At 71.6% G+C, this 19092-nt stretch carries 16 protein-coding genes; 5 read left to right on the forward strand and 11 right to left on the reverse strand.

Annotated elements, in window-relative coordinates; all coding sequences use genetic code 11:
• Positions 1-9 precede the first annotated feature (9 nt).
• From ASF45_RS09975 to ASF45_RS09995, 5 genes are read right to left on the reverse strand one after another with little or no spacing between them, the layout of a single operon-like run.
• Positions 10-708, reverse strand: coding sequence for an ABC transporter ATP-binding protein (locus tag ASF45_RS09975; RefSeq protein ID WP_056660841.1), 699 nt, complete (start codon positions 706-708; stop codon positions 10-12).
• Between the two features lie 5 nt (positions 709-713).
• Positions 714-1457: an ABC transporter ATP-binding protein gene (locus ASF45_RS09980; protein WP_056660844.1), complete on the reverse strand. Its 744-nt coding sequence runs from the start codon at positions 1455-1457 to the stop codon at positions 714-716.
• The gene (locus ASF45_RS09985) at positions 1454-2458 is read right to left on the reverse strand and encodes a branched-chain amino acid ABC transporter permease (RefSeq protein WP_056660847.1); all 1005 of its coding nucleotides are present in this window, start codon (positions 2456-2458) and stop codon (positions 1454-1456) included. The genes ASF45_RS09980 and ASF45_RS09985 overlap by 4 nt, the downstream gene beginning before the upstream one ends.
• Positions 2451-3320: a branched-chain amino acid ABC transporter permease gene (locus ASF45_RS09990; RefSeq protein WP_056660850.1), complete on the reverse strand. Its 870-nt coding sequence runs from the start codon at positions 3318-3320 to the stop codon at positions 2451-2453. Before ASF45_RS09990 ends, ASF45_RS09985 begins: the two co-directional genes overlap by 8 nt.
• Before the next feature lie 51 nt (positions 3321-3371).
• The gene (locus ASF45_RS09995) at positions 3372-4541 is read right to left on the reverse strand and encodes an ABC transporter substrate-binding protein (protein WP_063887632.1); all 1170 of its coding nucleotides are present in this window, start codon (positions 4539-4541) and stop codon (positions 3372-3374) included.
• A gap of 199 nt (positions 4542-4740) precedes the next feature.
• Between ASF45_RS09995 and ASF45_RS10000 the strand changes: the two genes are divergently transcribed.
• A complete protein-coding gene (locus ASF45_RS10000) occupies positions 4741-5460 on the forward strand; it encodes a GntR family transcriptional regulator (RefSeq protein WP_056660856.1) in 720 nt (239 codons plus the stop codon).
• On the opposite strand, the gene ASF45_RS10005 is transcribed toward ASF45_RS10000, so the two are convergent.
• Positions 5445-7004, reverse strand: a complete 1560-nt coding sequence (locus ASF45_RS10005) for an acyl-CoA synthetase (protein ID WP_235580869.1) — start codon at positions 7002-7004, stop codon at positions 5445-5447. The genes ASF45_RS10000 and ASF45_RS10005 overlap by 16 nt on opposite strands.
• A gap of 112 nt (positions 7005-7116) precedes the next feature.
• Here ASF45_RS10005 and ASF45_RS10010 point away from each other — a divergent pair, with 112 nt between their 5' ends.
• A complete protein-coding gene (locus ASF45_RS10010; protein WP_056660858.1) occupies positions 7117-8049 on the forward strand; it encodes a succinylglutamate desuccinylase/aspartoacylase family protein in 933 nt (310 codons plus the stop codon).
• Positions 8050-8053: 4 nt separating this feature from the next.
• On the opposite strand, the gene ASF45_RS10015 is transcribed toward ASF45_RS10010, so the two are convergent.
• The gene (locus tag ASF45_RS10015) at positions 8054-8767 is read right to left on the reverse strand and encodes a YebC/PmpR family DNA-binding transcriptional regulator (protein WP_056660861.1); all 714 of its coding nucleotides are present in this window, start codon (positions 8765-8767) and stop codon (positions 8054-8056) included.
• A gap of 120 nt (positions 8768-8887) precedes the next feature.
• Here ASF45_RS10015 and ASF45_RS10020 point away from each other — a divergent pair, with 120 nt between their 5' ends.
• Genes ASF45_RS10020 through ASF45_RS10030 form a run of 3 tightly spaced genes read left to right on the forward strand, consistent with a single transcriptional unit; the run spans position 8888 to position 12062 of the window.
• Positions 8888-9547 (forward strand): response regulator transcription factor, encoded by a 660-nt coding sequence (locus ASF45_RS10020; protein WP_056660864.1) that lies wholly within the window; start codon positions 8888-8890, stop codon positions 9545-9547.
• A complete protein-coding gene (locus ASF45_RS10025) occupies positions 9544-10866 on the forward strand; it encodes an ATP-binding protein (protein WP_056660867.1) in 1323 nt (440 codons plus the stop codon). Before ASF45_RS10020 ends, ASF45_RS10025 begins: the two co-directional genes overlap by 4 nt.
• Positions 10863-12062, forward strand: a complete 1200-nt coding sequence (locus ASF45_RS10030; RefSeq protein ID WP_056660870.1) for a CaiB/BaiF CoA-transferase family protein — start codon at positions 10863-10865, stop codon at positions 12060-12062. Before ASF45_RS10025 ends, ASF45_RS10030 begins: the two co-directional genes overlap by 4 nt.
• On the opposite strand, the gene ASF45_RS10035 is transcribed toward ASF45_RS10030, so the two are convergent.
• The 4 genes from ASF45_RS10035 to ASF45_RS10050 all read right to left on the reverse strand — a co-directional run bounded on the left by ASF45_RS10035 (position 12049) and on the right by ASF45_RS10050 (position 19077).
• On the reverse strand, positions 12049-13158 hold the full coding sequence (locus ASF45_RS10035; protein WP_056660873.1) for an ABC transporter substrate-binding protein: 1110 nt from the start codon (positions 13156-13158) through the stop codon (positions 12049-12051). The two genes, ASF45_RS10030 and ASF45_RS10035, sit on opposite strands and share 14 nt — an antisense overlap.
• A gap of 119 nt (positions 13159-13277) precedes the next feature.
• Positions 13278-15650 carry an ATP-binding protein gene (locus tag ASF45_RS10040; RefSeq protein WP_082550926.1) on the reverse strand — a complete coding sequence of 791 codons (2373 nt, stop codon included), beginning with the start codon at positions 15648-15650 and terminating at the stop codon, positions 13278-13280.
• A complete protein-coding gene (locus ASF45_RS10045) occupies positions 15647-16786 on the reverse strand; it encodes an ABC transporter substrate-binding protein (protein ID WP_056660879.1) in 1140 nt (379 codons plus the stop codon). Before ASF45_RS10045 ends, ASF45_RS10040 begins: the two co-directional genes overlap by 4 nt.
• Positions 16783-19077, reverse strand: coding sequence for an ATP-binding protein (locus ASF45_RS10050; protein ID WP_156472937.1), 2295 nt, complete (start codon positions 19075-19077; stop codon positions 16783-16785). Before ASF45_RS10050 ends, ASF45_RS10045 begins: the two co-directional genes overlap by 4 nt.
• Positions 19078-19092: the final 15 nt, after the last annotated feature.

Genomic DNA, 19092 nt, shown 5'->3' on the forward strand with positions numbered 1-19092 from the left:
CCTTGAGGGTCAATGGGCCAGGCCCAGGTGGCGTTCGATCAGCGCGGGGTCGGCCAGCAGCGCGGCGCTGGGGCCGGTGTGGACCACGGCGCCGTGGTCGATCACGATGCAGCGCTCGGAATGCGCGAGCGCGAGTTCGTACTTCTGCTCGACGAGCACGATGCCCATGCCGCCCGTGGCACGCATGCGGTCGATGGCGGCCAGCATCTCCTCGACCACGATGGGCGCCAGGCCTTCGACCGGCTCGTCCAGCAGCAGCACGCGCGGGTTGGTCATGAGCGCGCGGCCCAGCGCCAGCATCTGCTGCTCGCCGCCCGAGAGCTGGTCGCCGTGGTGCCGGTGGCGCTCGGCCAGGCGCGGAAAGAGTCCGTAGACGCGCGCCAGCGTCCATTCGCCGGGCCGTGCGACCACGCGCAGGTTGTCCTCGACCGTGAGCGATGGAAACACCTCGCGCTGCTGCGGCACCCAGGCGATGCCGGCGCGGTTGCGCCGGTGCGGCGCGAGGCCGTGCACGGGCGCGCCGTCCAGCAGGATTTCGCCGCCGTGGTGGTCGGTCAGGCCCATGATGGTTTCCACGAGCGTGGTCTTGCCCACGCCGTTGCGGCCGACGACGACCAGCGTTTCGCCGGCGCGCAGGCGCAGGTCCAGGCCGTGCAGTACGCGCGAGGGGCCGTAGCCTGCCTGCAGTTGGCGCAGTTCGAGCAACACCGTGGCTACCCTCCAAGATAGGCTTTGCGCACGCCGGCATCGGCGCGGATCTGGTCGGGCGTGCCCTGGGCCAGCAGGCTGCCGCCAGCCAGCACGCTCACGCGCTGCGCGTAGCGGAAGACGATGTTCATGTCGTGCTCGATGAACAGCAGCGTCGTGCCTTCGGTCAGGCTGGCCAGGCGCTCGAACAGCGCATGGCCCTGCGTGGTCGACAGGCCGGCCGCCGGCTCGTCGAGCAGCAGCACGCGCGGCCGCAGCGCATAGGCCAGCAGCACCTCGAGCAGGCGCTGCTGGCCGTAGGCCAACTCCTGGGTGGGCAGCAGCGCGTCGTCGGCCAGGCCGAAGCGCTCCAGCAGCGCCGCAGCCTCGTCGATCTGCGCTGCGCAATGCCGCAGCGCGCGCAGCGAGGGCCGCGCCCGCCGGTCGCGCTGGCACAGCGCCAGCACCACGGACTCCAGCGGCGTCAGCGAGGGGAACAGCTGGTTGATCTGGAAGGTGCGCACGATGCCGGCGGCCACGCGCTCACCGGCGCTGGACCGCGTCACGTCGCGGCCGTCCAGCAGCACTTGTCCCTGGGTCGGCCGCAGCAGCCCGGTGAGCACGGCCACGAAGGTGCTCTTGCCGGCGCCGTTGGGGCCGATCACGGCATGGCGCTCGCCGCGCGCGAGCGCGAAGTCCAGCCCCGAGAACACGCGCAGCCCGCCGAAGGCCATGCCCAGGCCGCGCGTGGCCAGCACCACGTCGTTCATCGCACCACCTCCGGCGCTGGCAGCGCCCTGCCCTTGCCATGCCGCCGCCAGGCCGCGCGCAGGCTGGGCAGGATGCCCTTGCGGAAGAAGGCCACGATCAGCACGAGCACGAGGCCGATCCAGAAGTACCAGTAGACCGGGTTCAGCGCCGCGAGCAGGTCGCGCAGCACCAGGAACACCAGGGCGCCCGCAAAGCCGCCGTAGAGCATGGCCGCGCCGCCGATCACGAGCACGACGAGCAGGTCGGCCGAGCGCTGGAACGACAGCACCTCGGGCGCGACGAACTGCGTGGTCTGCGTGAGCAGCGCGCCAGCCACGCCGGCCAGCGCGGCCGAGATGCCGAATGCCCAGGTCAGGTCGCCGGCCACGGGCGCGCCCAGCATGGCCATGCGGCGCGCGTTGTCGCGTGCGCCCAGCAGGGCCAGGCCCCAGGCCGACTGCAGCAGCGCGCGCACCAGCAGGAACAGCACGAACACCACGGCCAGCACATAGACATAGCCGGTGCGGCCGAACATGTCGAAACGGAACAGGCCCAGCACCGGTGCGATGGCGATGCCCTGCAAGCCGTCGTCGCCGCCCGTGAGTTCGGTGGACCGGTGCACGAAGTCGTACAGCAGCAGGTTCAGCCCCAGCGTGACCATGAGCAGGCCCACGCCGTGCAGCCCGCGCACGATGCGGCCCGTGGCCAGGCCCACGAGGCCGGCCATGAGGGCGGCCAGCAGCAGGCCCGAGATCGGTTCGGTCCAGCCGAACTTGCCGAGGTAGCCCGCGGTGTAGGCACCGATGCCGAAGAAGGCGGCATGGCCCAGCGAGGGAATGCCGCGGTAGCCCAGCAGCAAGTCCAGCGACAGCGCGAACAGGCCCCAGATGAGCACCTGGGTCAGCAGCGCGAGGTTGGCGCCCGGCACGAAGAAGGCGACGGCCCAGCAGAGCCAGAAGGCGGTTTCCCAGCCGCTCCAGCGCGCGCGGGCGCGAAAGAAGTGCGGCGCGGCCTCACGCATGGCGCACCTTGCGGCCCAGCAGGCCCTCGGGCCGCCAGAGCATGACGGCCACCGTCACGAGGTAGATGACCGAGCCGCCCGCAGCCGGCAGGTAGTACTTGCTGGCCACGTCGGCCACGCCCAGACCCAGCGCGGCCGCGAGCGACCCCAGCACGGTGCCCATGCCGCCGACCGAGACCACGATCAGCATGTACACGAGGTAGCGGAACGGGAAGTTCGGGTCCAGCCCGAGCAGGCTGGCCGACAGCGCGCCGCCCAGGCCGGCGAGGCCGCCGCCGATGGCGAAGGTCAGTGCGAAGACGCGCTGCGTGTCCAGCCCGCAGGCCGAAGCGGCGCGCCGGTTGTCCACGCAGGCACGCACCATGGCGCCAAAGCGCGTGCGCTCCAGGCCCAGGAAGATCGCCAGCGTCAGCAGCGCACCCACGGCCAGGAGGAACAGCCGGTAGCGCTCGAGTTCCAGGCCCAGCACTGCGGCGCGGCCGCCGAGCCAGGCCGGCACCTCGACCGGCTTGAAGGCCGGGCCCCAGACATAGGCCGCGGCCGAGACCGACATGAAGACCAGTCCGATGGTCAGCAGCACCTGCGTGAGGTCGTCGCTGCCGTAGAAGTGGCGCAGCACCAGCCGTTCGAGCACGACCGAGAACAGCGCGGTGGCCGCGAAGGCCAGCGGCAGCGTGGCCAGGAAGGGCCAGTGCAGCGCCTCCATCGCACTGGCGGCCACGTAGCCGCCCAGCATGCACAGGCTCACATGCGCCAGATTGACGAAGCGCATCATGCCCATGGTGACGGACAGGCCCACGGCCATGACGAACAGCAAGATGCCGTACGCCAGCCCGTTGAACAGGGTGGTGAGAAGAATCATCGGAGGCTGCCGCGCGCGGGCGCGGCGGGGGATTGGTGGCTTGGAACCGGCTTACCTGGCCGGCACGTTGGGGACCACGTCGAACTCGACGTTCTGCAACACCCCGTTGACGCGCTCGACGCGACGGATGTAGGTGTTCTGCACGATGTCGCCGGTCGCCTTGTCGATGGAGACCGGGCCGCGCGGGCTCTCGAAGGCCATGCCGCGCGCGTGGGCCATGAACTTGTCGGGGTCGAACTTCGCGCCGCGCTGCGCTTCCAGCGCGCTGTACAGGATGTGCATGGCGTCCCACATCACCGGGTGGTAGAGCGAGAGCCGCGGCGTCTTGCCCACGGCCTTGTCGTAGGCGGCGGCAAACTGGCGGTTCAACGCCGAATCGTGCAGCGGCGAGTAGTTGCCGGCCGTGATGGCGCCCAGCGCAGCGTCGCCAGCGGCGTCGAGCGTGGTCTCGTCGGTCACGTCCGAGGTGCCCAGCAGCTTCATCCTGCCGTCCTTGAGGCCGGCGTCGGCATAGGCCTTGAGGAACTGCAGCGAGAGCTCGCCGATGGGCATGAAGACGAAGACCGCATCGGCGTTGGCGTCCTTCAGGCGCTGCATGTAGCCCGAGAACTCGGGGTTGCGCACCGGCACCTTGATGGTGGCGGCGATGCTGCCGCCGGCGTCCGTGAAGGCCTTGGAGAACGTTGCCTCGGCATCCTGGCCGGGGCCGTAGTCGGCGACCATGACGGCCACCTTCTTGATGCCGTTCTTCGCGGCCCACTGCGCCATGGGCCGCACCACCTGCGGCACGGAGAAGAAGGTGCGCAGGTAGTACGGCGACTTCTCGCCGACGATGCCCTGCGTGGCCGCGCCCGTGATGAGGGCCGGCACCCTGGCCTCGGTCACCAGCGGCGCCACGGCCAGCACGTTGGGCGTGAAGTCCGGGCCGATCAGGATCTGCACCTTCTCGCGCACGATGAGTTCCTGCGCCAGCCGGCGCGCGACCTCGGGGTTGGGGCCGGTGCTGTCGCGCCGCACGAACTCCAGCTTGCGCCCGCCGGCCTCGCTGCCGTGCCGGGCCTGGTAGAGCTTGATGATGTTGTCGGTGGACTGGCCGGCCAGGGCGCTGACGCCCGAATAGCTCATCAGCACGCCGATCCTGAGCGTCTCCTGCGCCTGGGCCGTGGCGGCCAGCGCCCCGGCCAGCAGCAGGCCCGCCACGCGGGTCCATGGTCTACGCATCCTTGTCTCCTTCCGCCTCTGCGAGGTCTGTCGTGGGATGGATTCGAACGCCAGCGGCCACCCGCAATCGCATTCAATTGCGTTAGATCATATTGAATTCAATTTTGAATGGGATTGGGGTTCCCCCTAGTGTCCAGGGGCGCTAGCATCGGCCCTGACCACCCGGCCATCCGGCACAGGGACGCCTTGCCACCCCGCCATGAACGACACCGCGACGACCCCGAAGACCACCCCCGAGAAGGCCCGCGGAGCCATGGCGCGCACGCTGCAGCAGCTCAAGGCCATGATCGTCAACGGCGAACTGAGCCCGGGCGAGCAGATCCGCCAGGAGGAAATGGCCGAGCAGCTGGAGGTGAGCCGCGTGCCGCTGCGCGAGGCCATGAACGTGCTGGCCGACCAGGGCCTGCTGGTGCACCGGCGCAACCAGGGCTACTTCGTGACCAAGCGCGCGCCGGGCGAGCACGCGCAGATCCGCCGCATGCTGCACCTGCTGGAAAACGAGCTCATGAGCACGATCCGCTGGCCCGACGAGGACCAGCTGGCCATGCTGCGCCAGCTCAACGAGGGCATGCGCAGGAGCGCTGCGGCCGGCGACGTGCGCAGCCTGATCGAGCTGAACCGGCAGTTCCACTTCCGCATGTTCAGCCTGTCGCCGAACAACCTGATCCTGGAAGAGGTGCGGCGGCTGTGGGCCATGGCCGAGCCGCTGATGTGGAACAAGTACGAACGCGCCGACGACCGCGCGCGCACGCTGGACGAGCACGCCCGGCTGCTCGACGCGCTGGCCGCGCGCGACCGCGCACGCGCCGTCGCCGAGATGGAGAAGCACCGCTACAGCGCCGAGGCCGGCGTGCCGATCGAGCTGCCCGGTGCCGGGCCGGACCTGCCGTCCCGCGCGCGGGTTCAGCCAGCCTCGTAAAACCGGCGCAGTTCGCGCTTGAGCAGCTTGCCGCTGGGGTTCTTGGGCAGCGCGTCGACGAAGTGCACGCGCTTGGGCACCTTGAAGTGCGCCAGCCGCGCGGAGGCCGCCGCGATCAGGCCCGCTTCGTCCAGGGCGCTGCCCGGGCGGCGCACGACCACGGCCGTCACGGCCTCGATCCACTTCGGGTCGGGCAGGCCGATCACGGCGACCTCGGACACGCCTTCGATGGTGTAGAGCACCTCCTCCACCTCGCGGCTGGCCACGTTCTCGCCGCCGGTCTTGATCATGTCCTTCTTGCGGTCCACCACGGTGAGGTAGCCCTCTTCGTCGAGCACGCCGAGGTCGCCGCTGTGGAACCAGCCGCCCTCGAAGGCGGCGGCCGTGCGCTCGGGGTCGCGGTAGTAGCCGCTGAGCAGCTGCGGCGAGCGGTGCACGATCTCGCCGACCTGGCCGACCGCCACGTCCTGCATGGCGTCGTCGACCACGCGCGTCTCCACGTTCAGCGTGGCGCGGCCGGCCGAGCCGGCCTTGCGCAGCTGGTCCTCGGGCGGCAGCACCGTGGCCACGGGCGCGATCTCGGTCTGGCCGTACAGGTTCCACAGCCGCGTGCCGGGCAGGCGGCGCAGGATTTCCTTGAGCACCTCCACCGGCATGATGGAGGCGCCGTAGTAGCCCTTGGCCAGCGCCGACAGGTCGGTGGCATCGAACTGCGGCGCGCGCAGCAGGCCGATCCAGACCGTGGGCGGCGCGAAGAACGAGGTGATGCGCTCGCGCGCCATCAGCGCGAGCAGGTTGTCGGGCGTGGGCTTGCCCGTGATCACGTTGGTCGCGCCCACGTAGATGCAGGGGCCCAGGAACACGTCGAGCTGGGCGCAGTGGTACAGCGGCAGCGCATGCAGCACGCGGTCGCCCTGGGCGATCTCGGCGTCCACCAGGCAGCTCACGTATTCGGCGATCACGGCCGCGTGCGTGAGCATCGCGCCCTTGGGCCGCGACTCGGTGCCGCTGGTGTAGATGATCTGGGCCAGCGCATCGGGCTCCAGCGCCGGCTCCACCAGGGCCGCGGCGTCGGCCAGCAGCGCATCGAACGGCAGCAGGCCCGGCACGGCGTCGGACGCGTCCTCTGCCGGCAGCCAGACCCGGTGGCGCACGGCCGTGCCTTCGGCGGCCTGCAGCGCGACCGCGGCCGAGGCCGTGTCCACGCACAGCACGCTGGCGCCGGCATGGTCGAGGATGTAGCGCACCTCCTCGGCGTTCAGCATGAAGTTGACGGGCACCAGCACCGCGCCCAGCCGCGCCACCGCGTAGCGCAGCGCGGCGAAGGCGTGCGAGTTGCGCGAGACCACCGCGATGCGGTCGCCCGTGGCCACGCCCAGGCCGGCCAGGCCGGCGGCCAGGCGGCTGCAGACGTCGTCGAACTGCGCATAGGTCCACGCCACCGTGCCGCAGCGGATGGCGGTGCGCTCGGGATAGCGCCGGCGCGTGCGCCGCAGCAGGTCGGCGATCGTGTGGCGGCGGGGGGAAATGGCGGGCATCGGCATGGGTCTCCTCGGAATGTGGGCGCCTGGGGCGCCCGGTTTGAAAATCGGATGCTATTTTGAATTCAATTTCGCACGGCGGGCGAGCTCGACGGGTCCCCCGTAAGATCTTCCGATGAGCACCACCCCTCTCGAGGTCCTGCCGCGCGACCTCTCAGCCTACCGCCAGGGCAACACCGGCGTCGACTACGTGCACCGCTTCGACTCGGGCAAGCCCGGCCCGCACGTGCTCATCAACGCGCTCACGCACGGCAACGAGATCTGCGGCATGGTGGCCGCCACGCACCTGCTGGACACCGGCGTGCGGCCGAAGATCGGCACGCTGACGGTGAGCTTTGCCAACGTGGCAGCCTACGAGAGCTTCGACATCGAGCGCCCCTTCGACAGCCGCCAGCTCGTGCACAACATGAACCGCATCTGGTCCACCGATTGGCTGGACGGCGCCGAAGACAGCCCCGAGCTGCAGCGGGCCCGCGCGCTGCGCGGCGTGGTCGAGGCGGCCGACCACATCCTGGACATCCACTCCACGAGCCAGGCGGTGCCGCCGTTCTGGGTCTATCCATCCTTCGCGCGCAATGCGGATGTGGCGCTGGCCATCGGCCGGCCGGCGCTGCACCTGGTCATGCCACGCGGCCTGGGCTCGGGCACGCCGCTGATCCAGTACGGGCCGCACGGCAGCGACGGCCCGGGACCCGGTGTGGCGCTGGTGGCCGAGTGCGGCCAGCATTTCCAGCAGGCCTCGTCCGAGCTCGCGACCGCGGTGACGCTGGACTTCCTCGCGCATTTCGGCCTTGTCGATGCGGTTGCCAAGGCACCGGCCCGCCCGCAGCTGCGCTTCGAGCTGCTGGAGACGCATCTGGTGCGCACCACGGACTTCCACTTCACGCGGCCGCTGATCGGGCTGGAGAGCTTCGCGCAAGGCGAACTCATCGCCACCGATGGGCCGCACGCCATCGTCGCGCCCTGCACCGACTGCACGGTCTTCATGCCCACGCGCGAGCCCATCGTGGGGCGCGAGGCCGTGTACCTGACCCGGCCGCTGGACTGAGGCGCTAGCCGCCAAGGCCCACGAACAGGTTCTGCACGTCGTCGTTGGCGTCGATGGCGGCCAGGAAGGCCTCGACCTCCTCGAGCTCGGCGGCCGACAGGCTGGCCGGATCGACCGGGTTCTTGGCCTTGTAGCCGAGCTTGGCTGACAGCACCGTGAAGCCCTGGGCCGGCAACGCGCGGCTGACCAGGTCCAGGTCGCCCGGGTCGGTCAGGAACAGCGTGCTGCCTTCCTCGTGGCCCGGCTCGAAATCCTGCGCGCCGGCCTCGATGGCGGCCAGCTCGGGGTCGGCGCCGGGGGTGGCCGGTTCGGCCTCGACCATGCCCACATGGTCGAAGTCCCAGGACACCGAGCCCGAGGTGCCGAGCTGGCCCTTGCGGAACAGCACGCGCATCTCGGGCGCGGTGCGGTTCACGTTGTCGGTCAGGCACTCGACCATCACCGGCACGCGGTGCGGCGCGAAGCCCTCGTAGATCACATGGTCGAAGTGCACGGCCTCGCCGGTCAGGCCCGCGCCCTTCTTGATGGCGCGGTCCAGCGTGTCCTTGGGCATGGAGGCCTTGCGCGCCTGCTCCACCACCAGGCGCAGCTTGGCATTGCTGGCCGGGTCGGCGCCGGCGCGCGCGGCCAGCATGATGTCCTTGGCGAGTTTGCTGAACAGCCTGCCCTTGGCATTGGCCACGAGCTCCTTGCCCTTCGATTTCCACTGTGCGCCCATGTCGCCTCTCCTTGAAGAAACCCGGTATTAGGCCATGGCCGGGGCCGCGGCCGGCTTTCAGCCCCGCTTCAGCTTCGCGCCGCCGGCCTCTGGATAATCCCCCGCAACGAGGACACACCCATGCGACTGCTTCTGGTCGAGGACGACACCATGATCGGCGAGACCGTGCTCGACCTGCTGCGGGCCGAGCACTTCGCCGTGGACTGGGTGCGCGACGGCGAGATGGCCGACACCGCGCTCAAGGCCGAACGCTACGACCTCGTGCTGCTGGACCTGGGCCTGCCCAAGCGCGACGGCCTGGAGGTGCTGCGTGCGCTGCGCGCGCGCCAGGAGACGGTGCCGGTGCTGATCGTGACGGCGCGCGACGCCGTGGCCGAGCGCGTGGCCGGCCTGAACGCCGGTGCGGACGACTACGTGCTCAAGCCCTACGACCTGGACGAACTGCTGGCCCGCATCCACGCGCTGATCCGCCGCGCCCATGGCCGCGCCGACCCCGTGGTGCGCTACCAGGACGTGGCACTCAACCCGGTCACGCGCGAAGCCAGCAAGGCCGGCGAGCCCATCGTGCTGTCGGCACGCGAATGGGCCGTGCTGGAGACGCTGATGGCCCGGCCCGGCGTCGTCTTCTCGCGCGCCCAGCTGGAGGAAAAGCTCTACGGCTGGAAGGACGACATCAGCTCCAACGCGGTGGAGGTCTACGTCCACGGCCTGCGCAAGAAACTCGGGCCCGGCCTGATCCAGAACGTGCGCGGGCTGGGCTACCTGATGCCCAAGGAATGAGCACTGCACGCCATTCGCTCCAACGCCGGCTGCTGGCCACGGTCATGACCATCATCGTGCTGGCCGCCGCCGTGCTGGCCGGCACGGCCTGGCGCAGCGCGCTGCGCCAGGCCGACGAGATGTTCGACTACCACCTGCAGCAGATGGCGCACGCGCTGCGCGGCGGCCTGCCGCTCGCGCCGCCCGCGCAGGACGTGGACGGCAGCGACGAATACCTGGTGCAGATCTGGGGTCCGGACGGCGTGCAGCTGTTCCGCTCCGTGCCCACGCCGCTGCCGCCACGCGCCGTGCTGGGATTCTCGGACGCGCGGCTCGATGGCGTGCACTACCGCGTCTACAGCGTGCAGAGCCCCTACCAGACCGTCCAGATCGCGCAGAACCTGGACGCGCGCCAGGCCCGCGCGCGTGCGCTGGCCCTGCGCGCCACGCTGCCCATGGCGCTGATCGCGCCGCTGCTCATGCTGCTGGCCTGGTGGGGCATCCGCCGTTCGCTGGCGCCACTGGCGCGCACGCGCGCCGAGGTCGCGGTGCGCGCGGCCGACGACCTTTCGCCACTGCAGGGCGCCGGCCTGCCCGACGAGGTGTTGCCGCTGGTGGACGAGATCAACGCGCTGTTCAGCCGGCTCGACCAGGCCTTCGCGGCGCAGCGCGCCTTCGTGGCCAATGCCGCGCACGAGCTGCGCTCGCCGCTGGCCGCGCTCAAGCTGCAGGCCCAGGCCGTGGAACGCGCCGCCGACGACAGTGCCCGCGCCACCGCGCTGGCGCGGCTGCAGCAGGGCATCGACCGCGCGATCCGGCTCATGCAGCAGTTGTTGCTGCTGGCGCGCCAGGAAGCCGCCGTGCAGGACGGCGCCCTGCTGCCGCCGCTGGCCCTGGCGCCGCTGGCGCGCCAGGCCGTGGCCGAGGCCCTGCCGCAGGCCCAGGCGCGCGGCATCGACCTGGGCCTGGAGACCGAGGGCGAAGAGACGGCACTGCCCGCCGTGCGCGGCGACGCCGACGCGCTGGCCATCCTGCTGCGCAACCTGCTGGACAACGCCATCAAGTACACCCCCGAAGGCGGCCGCATCGACCTGGTGCTGGGCCCGCGCAGCGTGGCCGTGCACGACAGCGGCCCGGGCATCGCGCCGGCCGAGCGCGCCCGCGTGTTCGAGCGCTTCTACCGCAGCCCCGATGCGGCGGCCGGCGGCAGCGGCCTGGGCCTGACCATCGCCCAGGCCATCGCCGAGCGCCACGGTGCGACACTGCAGTTGGACTCCTCCCCGCGCCTGGGCGGCCTGGCCGCCACGCTGCGCTTCGCGCCCGACCCCACCCCCGCATGACCGATACCGATACCGCTGCCGCGCCCCTGCCCTACGCCAACATCCGCATCGTCGAGTTCACCCACATGGTCATGGGGCCGACCTGCGGCATGCTGCTGGGCGACCTGGGCGCCGAGGTCATCAAGGTCGAGCCGCTGGAGGGCGACAACACGCGCCGGCTGCTCGGCGCGGGCGCGGGCTTCTTTCCGGCCTTCAACCGCAACAAGAAGAGCATCGCGCTGGACTTGAAGCAGCCCGAGGGCCGCGCAGCTGCGCTGCGCCTGGTGGCCACGGCCGACATCGTGAGCGAGAACTTCAAGCCCGGCACCATGGCCAAGCTCGGACTGGACTACGCCAGCGTGAAGAAGCTGAACCCCGGCGTGGTCTACGTGAGCCACAAGGGCTTCCTGCCCGGCCCCTACGAGAAGCGCACGGCGCTGGACGAGGTGGTGCAGATGATGGGTGGCCTGGCCTACATGACCGGCCGCAGCGGCGACCCGCTGCGCGCGGGCAGCAGCGTCAACGACATCATGGGCGGCATGTTCGGCGCCATCGGCGCCATGGCCGCGCTGCGCCAGCGTGAGCAGACCGGCCAGGGCTGCGAGGTGCAGTCCGCGCTGTTCGAGAACAACGTGTTCCTGGTCATGCAGCACATGATGCAGTTCGCTGCCACCGGCCGCGCGGCCGACCCCATGCCCAGCCGCATCTCGGCCTGGGCCGTGTACGACGTGTTCACGGTCAAGGACGGCGCGCAGATCTTCCTGGCCGCGGTCAGCGACAAGCAGTGGGCGGTGTTCTGCCAGGCCTTCGGCCTGTCCGAGCTGCTGGCCGATCCGCGCCTGGCGAGCAACAACGACCGCGTGCTGGCGCGCGACTGGCTGATGCCCATCCTGCGCACGCACCTGGCCGGGTACAGCGCCGCCGAACTGGCGGCCGTGTTCGAGGCCCACGAGTTGCCGTTCGCACCGATCGTGAAGCCGCAGGAGCTGTTCGACGATCCGCACCTCAACGCCAGCGGTGGCTTCGGCGAACTGCGCATGAACGACGGCCAGATGGCCAAGGTGCCGCTGCTGCCGCTCACGCTGGACGGGCAGCGGCCCGGCATCCGGCTGCAGCCGCCGGCCACCGGCGAGCACGGCGAGGCGCTGCTGCGCGAATTGGGCTACGGCGCAGCCGAGATCGCGGACCTGCGCGCGCGCCGCATCACGGCAGGTTGACGAACGCGCCCTGGCGCACCACGACGAAGTGCAGCGGCCGCTTGCTGTCGCCGAAGCGGTCGATGGCGATGGCGTGCTGCAGGCCCTGGTAAGGGCCGTGGCGCAGCACGGCGTCCTTGGGCGATTCGCCCTTCTCGGCGCGTGCCATGGCCTCGGCCAGCACGGTCACGGCGTCGTAGGCGCCGAGCGCACCGAAACCGGGCGCGCGGCCGTGGCGCGCCTGGTAGTCGCGGTGGAACGCCTGGTAGCGCGCCGAGCGGTCGGACGGATCGTAGGGCTGGGCCGTCAGCAGGCCCTCGACCGCCTGGCCGCCCAGCTCGGTCAGCGACTCGGTGGCAGCCCACTCGGCCGCGGCCATCGGCAGGCTGGAGCCCTGCAGGCGCACTTGCTGCGCCAGCCGCGCGGCGTCCGCGCCGCGGCCGATGAACAGCAGCGCATCGGCGGGGCGCCGCAGCAGGCTGCCGACCACGGCGGCGTACGAGAGCTCCGGGCCGGAAACGAAGCCGGTCTCGCCCACCACCTGGCCGCCGCGGGCTTGCAGGCTGGTCCGCAAGGCACCCAGCCAGGGGCTGGAGTAGGCCAGGTTGGTCTCGTCGAAGGCCACGGCCACGCGCCGCTGGCCACGGCCGACCAGCACCTCGGCATAGGCGGCGGCCGAATCGGACAGCGCGCTGTTGAGCCGGACGAAGTGGTCGTCGCGCCCACCGAGTTCGGGCGCGTTGGCCGTGGGACTCACCAGCAGTGTGCCGGCCGCGTCGGCCTGCGCCAGCACGGCCAGCGCCTGGGTGCTCGTGAACGGGCCGACCATGGCCTCGGCCCGGACCGCGCGCAGCGCCTCGGCCATGGCCTGCGACTGCGCCTTCTCGTACGGAAGCTCGCGCACTACGAGCTCCAGCATGCGCCCGCGCAGGCCGCCGGCGCGGTTGATGGCCTCGACGGCCAGCTGCGCGCCATTGCGCCCGTCCTCGCTGACGTTGAAGCCCTGGGCCGCCACGCCGCCGAGAAAGCCGATGCGGACCGGTGGCTGGGGGCCGCAGCCCGCCAGGGCCGCACAGGCCAGCGCCAGGGCGGCGCCCGCCCGGCGCAATGGGTTCATGCCGGTTGCCATGGCGTGGGAGTGTCGTCGCAAGCGCCGTCCGGCAGGCGCCAGGCGCAGCGCCCTGTTCGACGGGGCGAGCGCCTCGCTGCGCAGCGCCGTCCCCTGGCCCGGCGTCCTCATGCGGCAGCACCCGCATGGCCGCCGCCCGGCCGCGGTTCCGGCATGTCTGCGCGCGGCGCCACCTCGGGCAGGCGCAGCTCGAAACAGGCGCCGAGGCCCTCGGTGCTCCGCACCGTGAGCGTGCCGCCCAGCAGCTCGACCACGGCGTTCTGGCTGATGTGCAGGCCCAGGCCGGTGCCACCGCGTCCCATGCGGGTGGTCATGAAGGGCTCGAAGATGCGGCCGATGTGCTCGGCCGCGATGCCGCGCCCGTCGTCGGCCACGCGCAGCCAGATCCGCCCGTCCTGGCCGCGTCCCGCCGTGATGCGCACCGTGCCGTGCGCGCGGCCTTCGAAGCCGTGCAGGACGGCGTTGTGGATCAGGTTGCCCAGCACCTGGCCCAGCGCGCCGGGATAGCTGTCCAGCCGCAGCCCGCTGGCCGCAACGTCGGTCTCGATCTGCCAGGCCTGGCCCGCGAAACTGGGCTTGAGGGTCACCACCATCTCGTGCACCACCTCGCCGAGCTCGAAGCTGCGCCGTTGCGCGCTGGTCTGGTCGACCGCCACCTGCTTGAAGCTGTGCACGAGTTCGGCCGCGCGGCGCAGGTTGCGTTCGGCCAGGTCCGTGCCCTGCGCCAGGCCGTCCACCAGTTGCTGCAGGTCGCCGCGGCGCACGCCGGACTGCGTCGCGGCCTGGAAGCTGCGCACGGCATCGGCCATGGCGTCGACCGCCGCCAGGCCGTGGCCCAGCGGTGCGTTGAGTTCGGACGCCACGCCGGCCACCAGGCCGCCGAGCGCGGCCATCTTGTCGGCGCGCACGAGTTCGCCCTGGGCCATGCGCAACTGCTGCACCGTCTGCGACAGCTCGGCGTTGGCCTGCGCCAGGTCCGCCGTGCGGCGCTGCACGCGTTCTTCGAGCTGCTGGTTGAGCTCGCGCAGCTCCTGCTCGGCGCGCCGCAGCGGCCCCACGTCCACCGAAGCCCAGATGCTGCGCAGGCCACTGGGCAGCTGCGCCAGCTTCGCATGCAGATGCACCTGCGTGGTCGTGCCGTCGCTGCGCCGCAGCCAGGCTTCGCCGATGCTCTCGCCCCGCTCCGCACTGCGGCGCAGCGCAGCCTCGTCCTTGTGGTCGACCAACAGACCGAGCTCCGCGCCGGTGCGTCCGAGCACGTCCTCCCGCCGGAAACCGAACTCCTCGCACCAGGCCTGGTTGACATCGAGGATGCGGAAGTCGTCGGCCACATCGGTCACCCCCATCGGCACCGGCGAGGCATGGAAGATCGCCTGCGACTTGCGCTCGCGGGCGTGCACGGCGGCGGTCAGCGAACCCAGTTCATCGGCCAGCCGGTTGAACTCGGCCACGGAGCTGCGCGGCCAGGGCAGCGCGGCGTCGTCGCCGCTGGCGCTGCGGTCGGCCCGCGCGATGATGCGGTCCAATGGCCGCGCAATGCGGCGCGCCCACAGAGGCGCGACCAGCAGCGCCACGGCCAGCGCACCGGCCGCGCCCACGGAGGCCGACAGCACGGTGTCGCGCACCTCGGGGTTGGCCCAGCCCGAAGGCACCCGGCCGATGAAAAACCAGCCGAGTGCCGGCGAGTACGACACCGTGGCATGGAACCAGGTGCCCTCCAGGCGCATGCGCTCGGCTGGCGCCTGCCCCTGCAGCAGGGCCTGCATCAGCGGCAGGTCGTAGATGTTCAGCCTGCCGATGTCCGCGCCGCCGCGGCTGTCGGCGACCAGCACACCGGCGCGGTCCACCACCCAGATCGTGGACGAACGCGCCTCGGCCACGACCCGGATGGCATCGAGCAGCGCGGCCAGCGGCAACTCGGCGACCAGCACGTCGCCGTGCGCATCGCGCTGGGCCACCGCCGCCGAGGGTTCGCCATTGAGCAAGGAGGGGTAGAGCACGCTCCAGGACGCGTCCACCGGCCCGTTCAATGCCTGCAGCAACGGGTTGCCGGACATGTCGTTGCCCAGCAGGTCCTCGCGCTGTGGCCGCAGCGGCGGCGGCAAGCCCACGGCCGTGATGCGGCCCTGGGCCGAGACGCGGTAGAGCGCGCGCAGCACGCCGCTGTCGCCACTGGAGCCGATGCTGCCGTCCAGCACGGCGTTGGCATCCGCCTGCGGCGCTGCGTCGATCACCTGTTCCAGCAGCGTCAGCCTGCCGCGGTGGCGCTGCAGCAGCGATTCCAGGCGCTTGCGCATGGCTTCGACCGCGTGGGCCTGGGCAAGCCGGGTTTCGGCCTCGATGCCCGGTATGCGGTAAGCCAGCAATGCCACCGCGACGAGAGCGAAGCTCAGCAGCGTGGCGGTCACCAGCATCGCAGCCAGGTGGCTGCGCAGGCGCAGGATGGGGCGGCGCCACGGTCCGGGCATGCGGCTTGTCATGGTGTCGTCTCGAAGCGCCCGTTGCGCACGATGCGGTGGAAGGCCTGGCGGTTGGCATCGCCGTAGCGGTCGAAGACGATGCTCTGCTGCACCCCCTGGTAGGGGCCACAGCGCAGCATCGCGTCGCGCAGGGGTTCGTCGGGCGCGGCGCGCTGCAGCGCCTGCACCAGCACCGACACCGCGTCGTGCGCAGCGATGCTGCGGTAACTCGGCAGCGTGCCGAAGCGCTTGCCATAGGCTCGGTGGAAGGCGAGGTAGCGCTCCGAGGTGTCGCCCACATCGGAGGCCGAGGCGACCAGCATGCCTTCCACCGCGCGCCCGCCGACCTCGAACAGGGCCGGGGTGTCGGCCCAGTCGGGTGCCGCCATCGGCAGGCCCGCGCCGAGCTTGAGCGCCTGCTGGGCCAGGCGCGCGGCGTCCACACCACTGCAGGCGAACACCAGCCCGTCCGGCTGCGCCGCCAGCAGTTGGCGCACCAGCGCATGCGCCGTCGGCTGCGCGGACGCGCCGAACTCGGCATCGGCCACCACCTTCCCGCCGAGCCGGGCAAACGCGCCGCGCAGCAGCCCGCGCCAGGCGTCGCCGGCCCGGCTGCGCGTGTCGGTGGCCAGGGCCAGGCGGCGCAGGCCGCGCCCATGCAGCCACTGGGCATAGTCGACCGCGCTGTCCCGCGTGCTGCGGTTCAGCCGCAGCAGGTGGTCGTCGCGCCCGGTGAGCGCCATGTCGGTGGAAATGGGGCACAACAGCACCACCCGTGCCGCATCGAACAGCGGCACGATGCGGCCCGCCACGATGCTGGAGAAGGGCCCAATCACCAGGTCCACGCCCTCGGCCAGCAGGGCAGCGGCAGCCGCGTCGGCCTGCGCGGCGACGCCACGGGTGTCGCGCACCAGCATGTCCAGCCGGCGCCCCTGCACGCCACCGGCCTGGTTGACCTGCTCGACGCCCAGCAGCACGCCGTTGGCGCCGTCCTCGTTCAACCTGCCGAAGCGCCCGCTCAGGTCGAGCAGCACGCCGACGCGCACCGCGCGCCGGGGGCCGCAGCCGGCCAGCAACCACGGCGCGGTCGCGGCCGCGGCGAGCCAGGCACGGCGGCTTGTGCCAGCCGGGGGGGCGGTGGGCCTGCGCTGGCTCATGGGAGTTCCACCGCATCGGATCCTGTCGGGCGCGGCGCCTGGACAGGCAGCCGCATCGCGAAGCAGGCCCCCTGGCCCAGCACGCTGTCCACCGTGAGGGTGCCGCCCAGCAGGTTGACGATCGCGTTGTAGCTGATGTGCAGGCCCAGGCCCGTGCCACCGCGCCCCATCCTGGTCGTCATGAAGGGGTCGAAGATGCGGTTCAGGTGCTCGGCCGCGATGCCGCGCCCGTTGTCGACCACGTGCAGCCAGATGCGCCGGTCGGACAGGGCCCCGGCCGTGATCCGCACCGTGCCGTGGCTGCGGCCGTCGAAACCGTGCAGCACCGCGTTCTGGATCAGGTTGCCCAGAGCCTGGCCCAGCGCACCGGGATAGCTGTCCATGCGCAGGCCGGTGGCGGGCACGTCGACCTCGATGCGCCAGGGCTGGCGAGCGAACGTGGGCTGCAGGCTCACCACCATCTCGTGCACCACCTCGGCGAGTTCGAAGCTGCGCCGCTGCGCGCCGGCCTGGTCCGCCGCAGCCTGCCTGAAGCTGTGCACGAGTTCTGCGGCACGGCGCAGGTTGCGCCTGGCGATGTCGGTGCCCTGCGCGATGCTGTCGACCAACTGGCGCAGGTCGTCGCGGCGCACCCCGGACTGGATCGCGGCCTGGAAGCTCCGCGTGGCATCGCCCATGGCGCTGACGGCCATCACGCCATTGCCCAGCGGCGTGTTGAGCTCGTGCGCCACACCCGCCACCAGGCTGCCGAGCGCAGCCATCTTCTCCGCCCGCACCAGCTCGCTGCGGGCCGAGCGCAGCTGCTCCACGGTCTGCGACAGCTCGGCGTTGGCGCGCGCCAGCGCCGTGGTGCGGCGTTGCACGCGTTCTTCGAGCTGCTGGTTCAGTGCGCGCAACTGCTGCGCCACACGCCGGATCGGCCCGGTGTCGATCAAGGCCCAGATCAGCCAGCGCTCGCCCGCCACTTCGAAGCGCTGGCCGAAGAACTGGGTCTGCATGCGCTCGCCGTTGGCACGCCGCACCGTGCCTTCGCTGACCGTGCGGCTGCCCTGGCTTTGCCGGCCCAGCGCGTCACGCTCCGCAGCGGTGAACAGCCGCAACTCGACGCCAGAGCGACCGATGGCATCCTCGCGGCGGAACTGCAGGGCCTGGCACCAGGCGTCGTTGACGTGCAGCACGCGGTAGCCCCGGTCGGCGTCGGTCACCACCATCGGCACGGGCGAGGCGTTGAAGATCGCCAGGAACTCCAGCTCGCGCTCGCGCATGGCGGCGGCCATGCGGACCAGGTGGTGCGAAAGACGGTTGATCTCGGCCACCGATCCCTGCGGCCAGACCGTGTGGGCGGACTCGCCGCGCAGCGCGCCGGCAGCGCGCGCGACGATGTCCCGCAGCGGCCGGCCCAGGTAGCCGGCCCAGAACGGGGTCATCAGCAGCCCGATGCCCAGGGCGGCCAGGAAGGCCGCGCCCACCGCCAGCACCAAGCCGTGGATCTGCGGGTCCGCCAGCCCGGTGGGTGCATGGCCGACGAAGTACCAGCCCAGCGACGGCGAATGCGCGAACGCGACGCGCATCTGGCCGTCCGGGAACGCGAAGTTGCGCCCGCCGGCCTGGCCCTGGACCACCGCCTGCATGAGCGGGCTGTTGCGGATGTTGACCTTGCCGACCTCCCGGCCACCGCCTGTGGCGGCGATCACCTCGCCCGTCTGGTCGACGATCCAGATCGCCGACGCACCCGCGCCCGCGGCGGTCTCCACGGTGTCCAGCAGCATGCGCAAGGGCACCTCGGCGACCAGCAGCTCACCGCCCTCCGTGCGCAATGCGAGGCCGGCCGTGAGCTGGCCGCTCAGCACCGAGAGGTGGCGGCCGCTCCAGGCCACGCCGGCGCGGTGGGCGAGCGCGCGGTACAGGCTGCTGGACGACAGATCGCTGCCCAGCAGGTCGGCGCGCCGCGGCCGCAGCGCGGGCGGCAGGCCAGCCGCCACCACCCGCCCCTCCTGCGACAACCGGTAGGCCACGCTCAACACATCGCCCGCGCCCACACCCTGGTCCAGCAGCGCATCGGGAGGCAGCGTCATGCCCCCTTCCAGCAGCGCGGCCAGCGCCTGCAGCCTGGCCTGCCGGTTGCCCAGCAGCACCTCCATGCGTGCCGCCATCTCGCCCACCTCGTGCTGCAGCGCCTGCCGACCGGCGCTGTCGATGCGCGGGATGCGCCAGAGCAGCACGGCGCTGCCGGCCAGGACCAGCGTCAGCAGCATGCTCAGCATCAGCAGCACCGACAGATGGCTGCGCAAGGACCAGACTCCCCA

The sequence above is a fragment of the Pseudorhodoferax sp. Leaf265 genome, assembly GCF_001422365.1.
Taxonomy (GTDB): domain Bacteria; phylum Pseudomonadota; class Gammaproteobacteria; order Burkholderiales; family Burkholderiaceae_C; genus Pseudorhodoferax.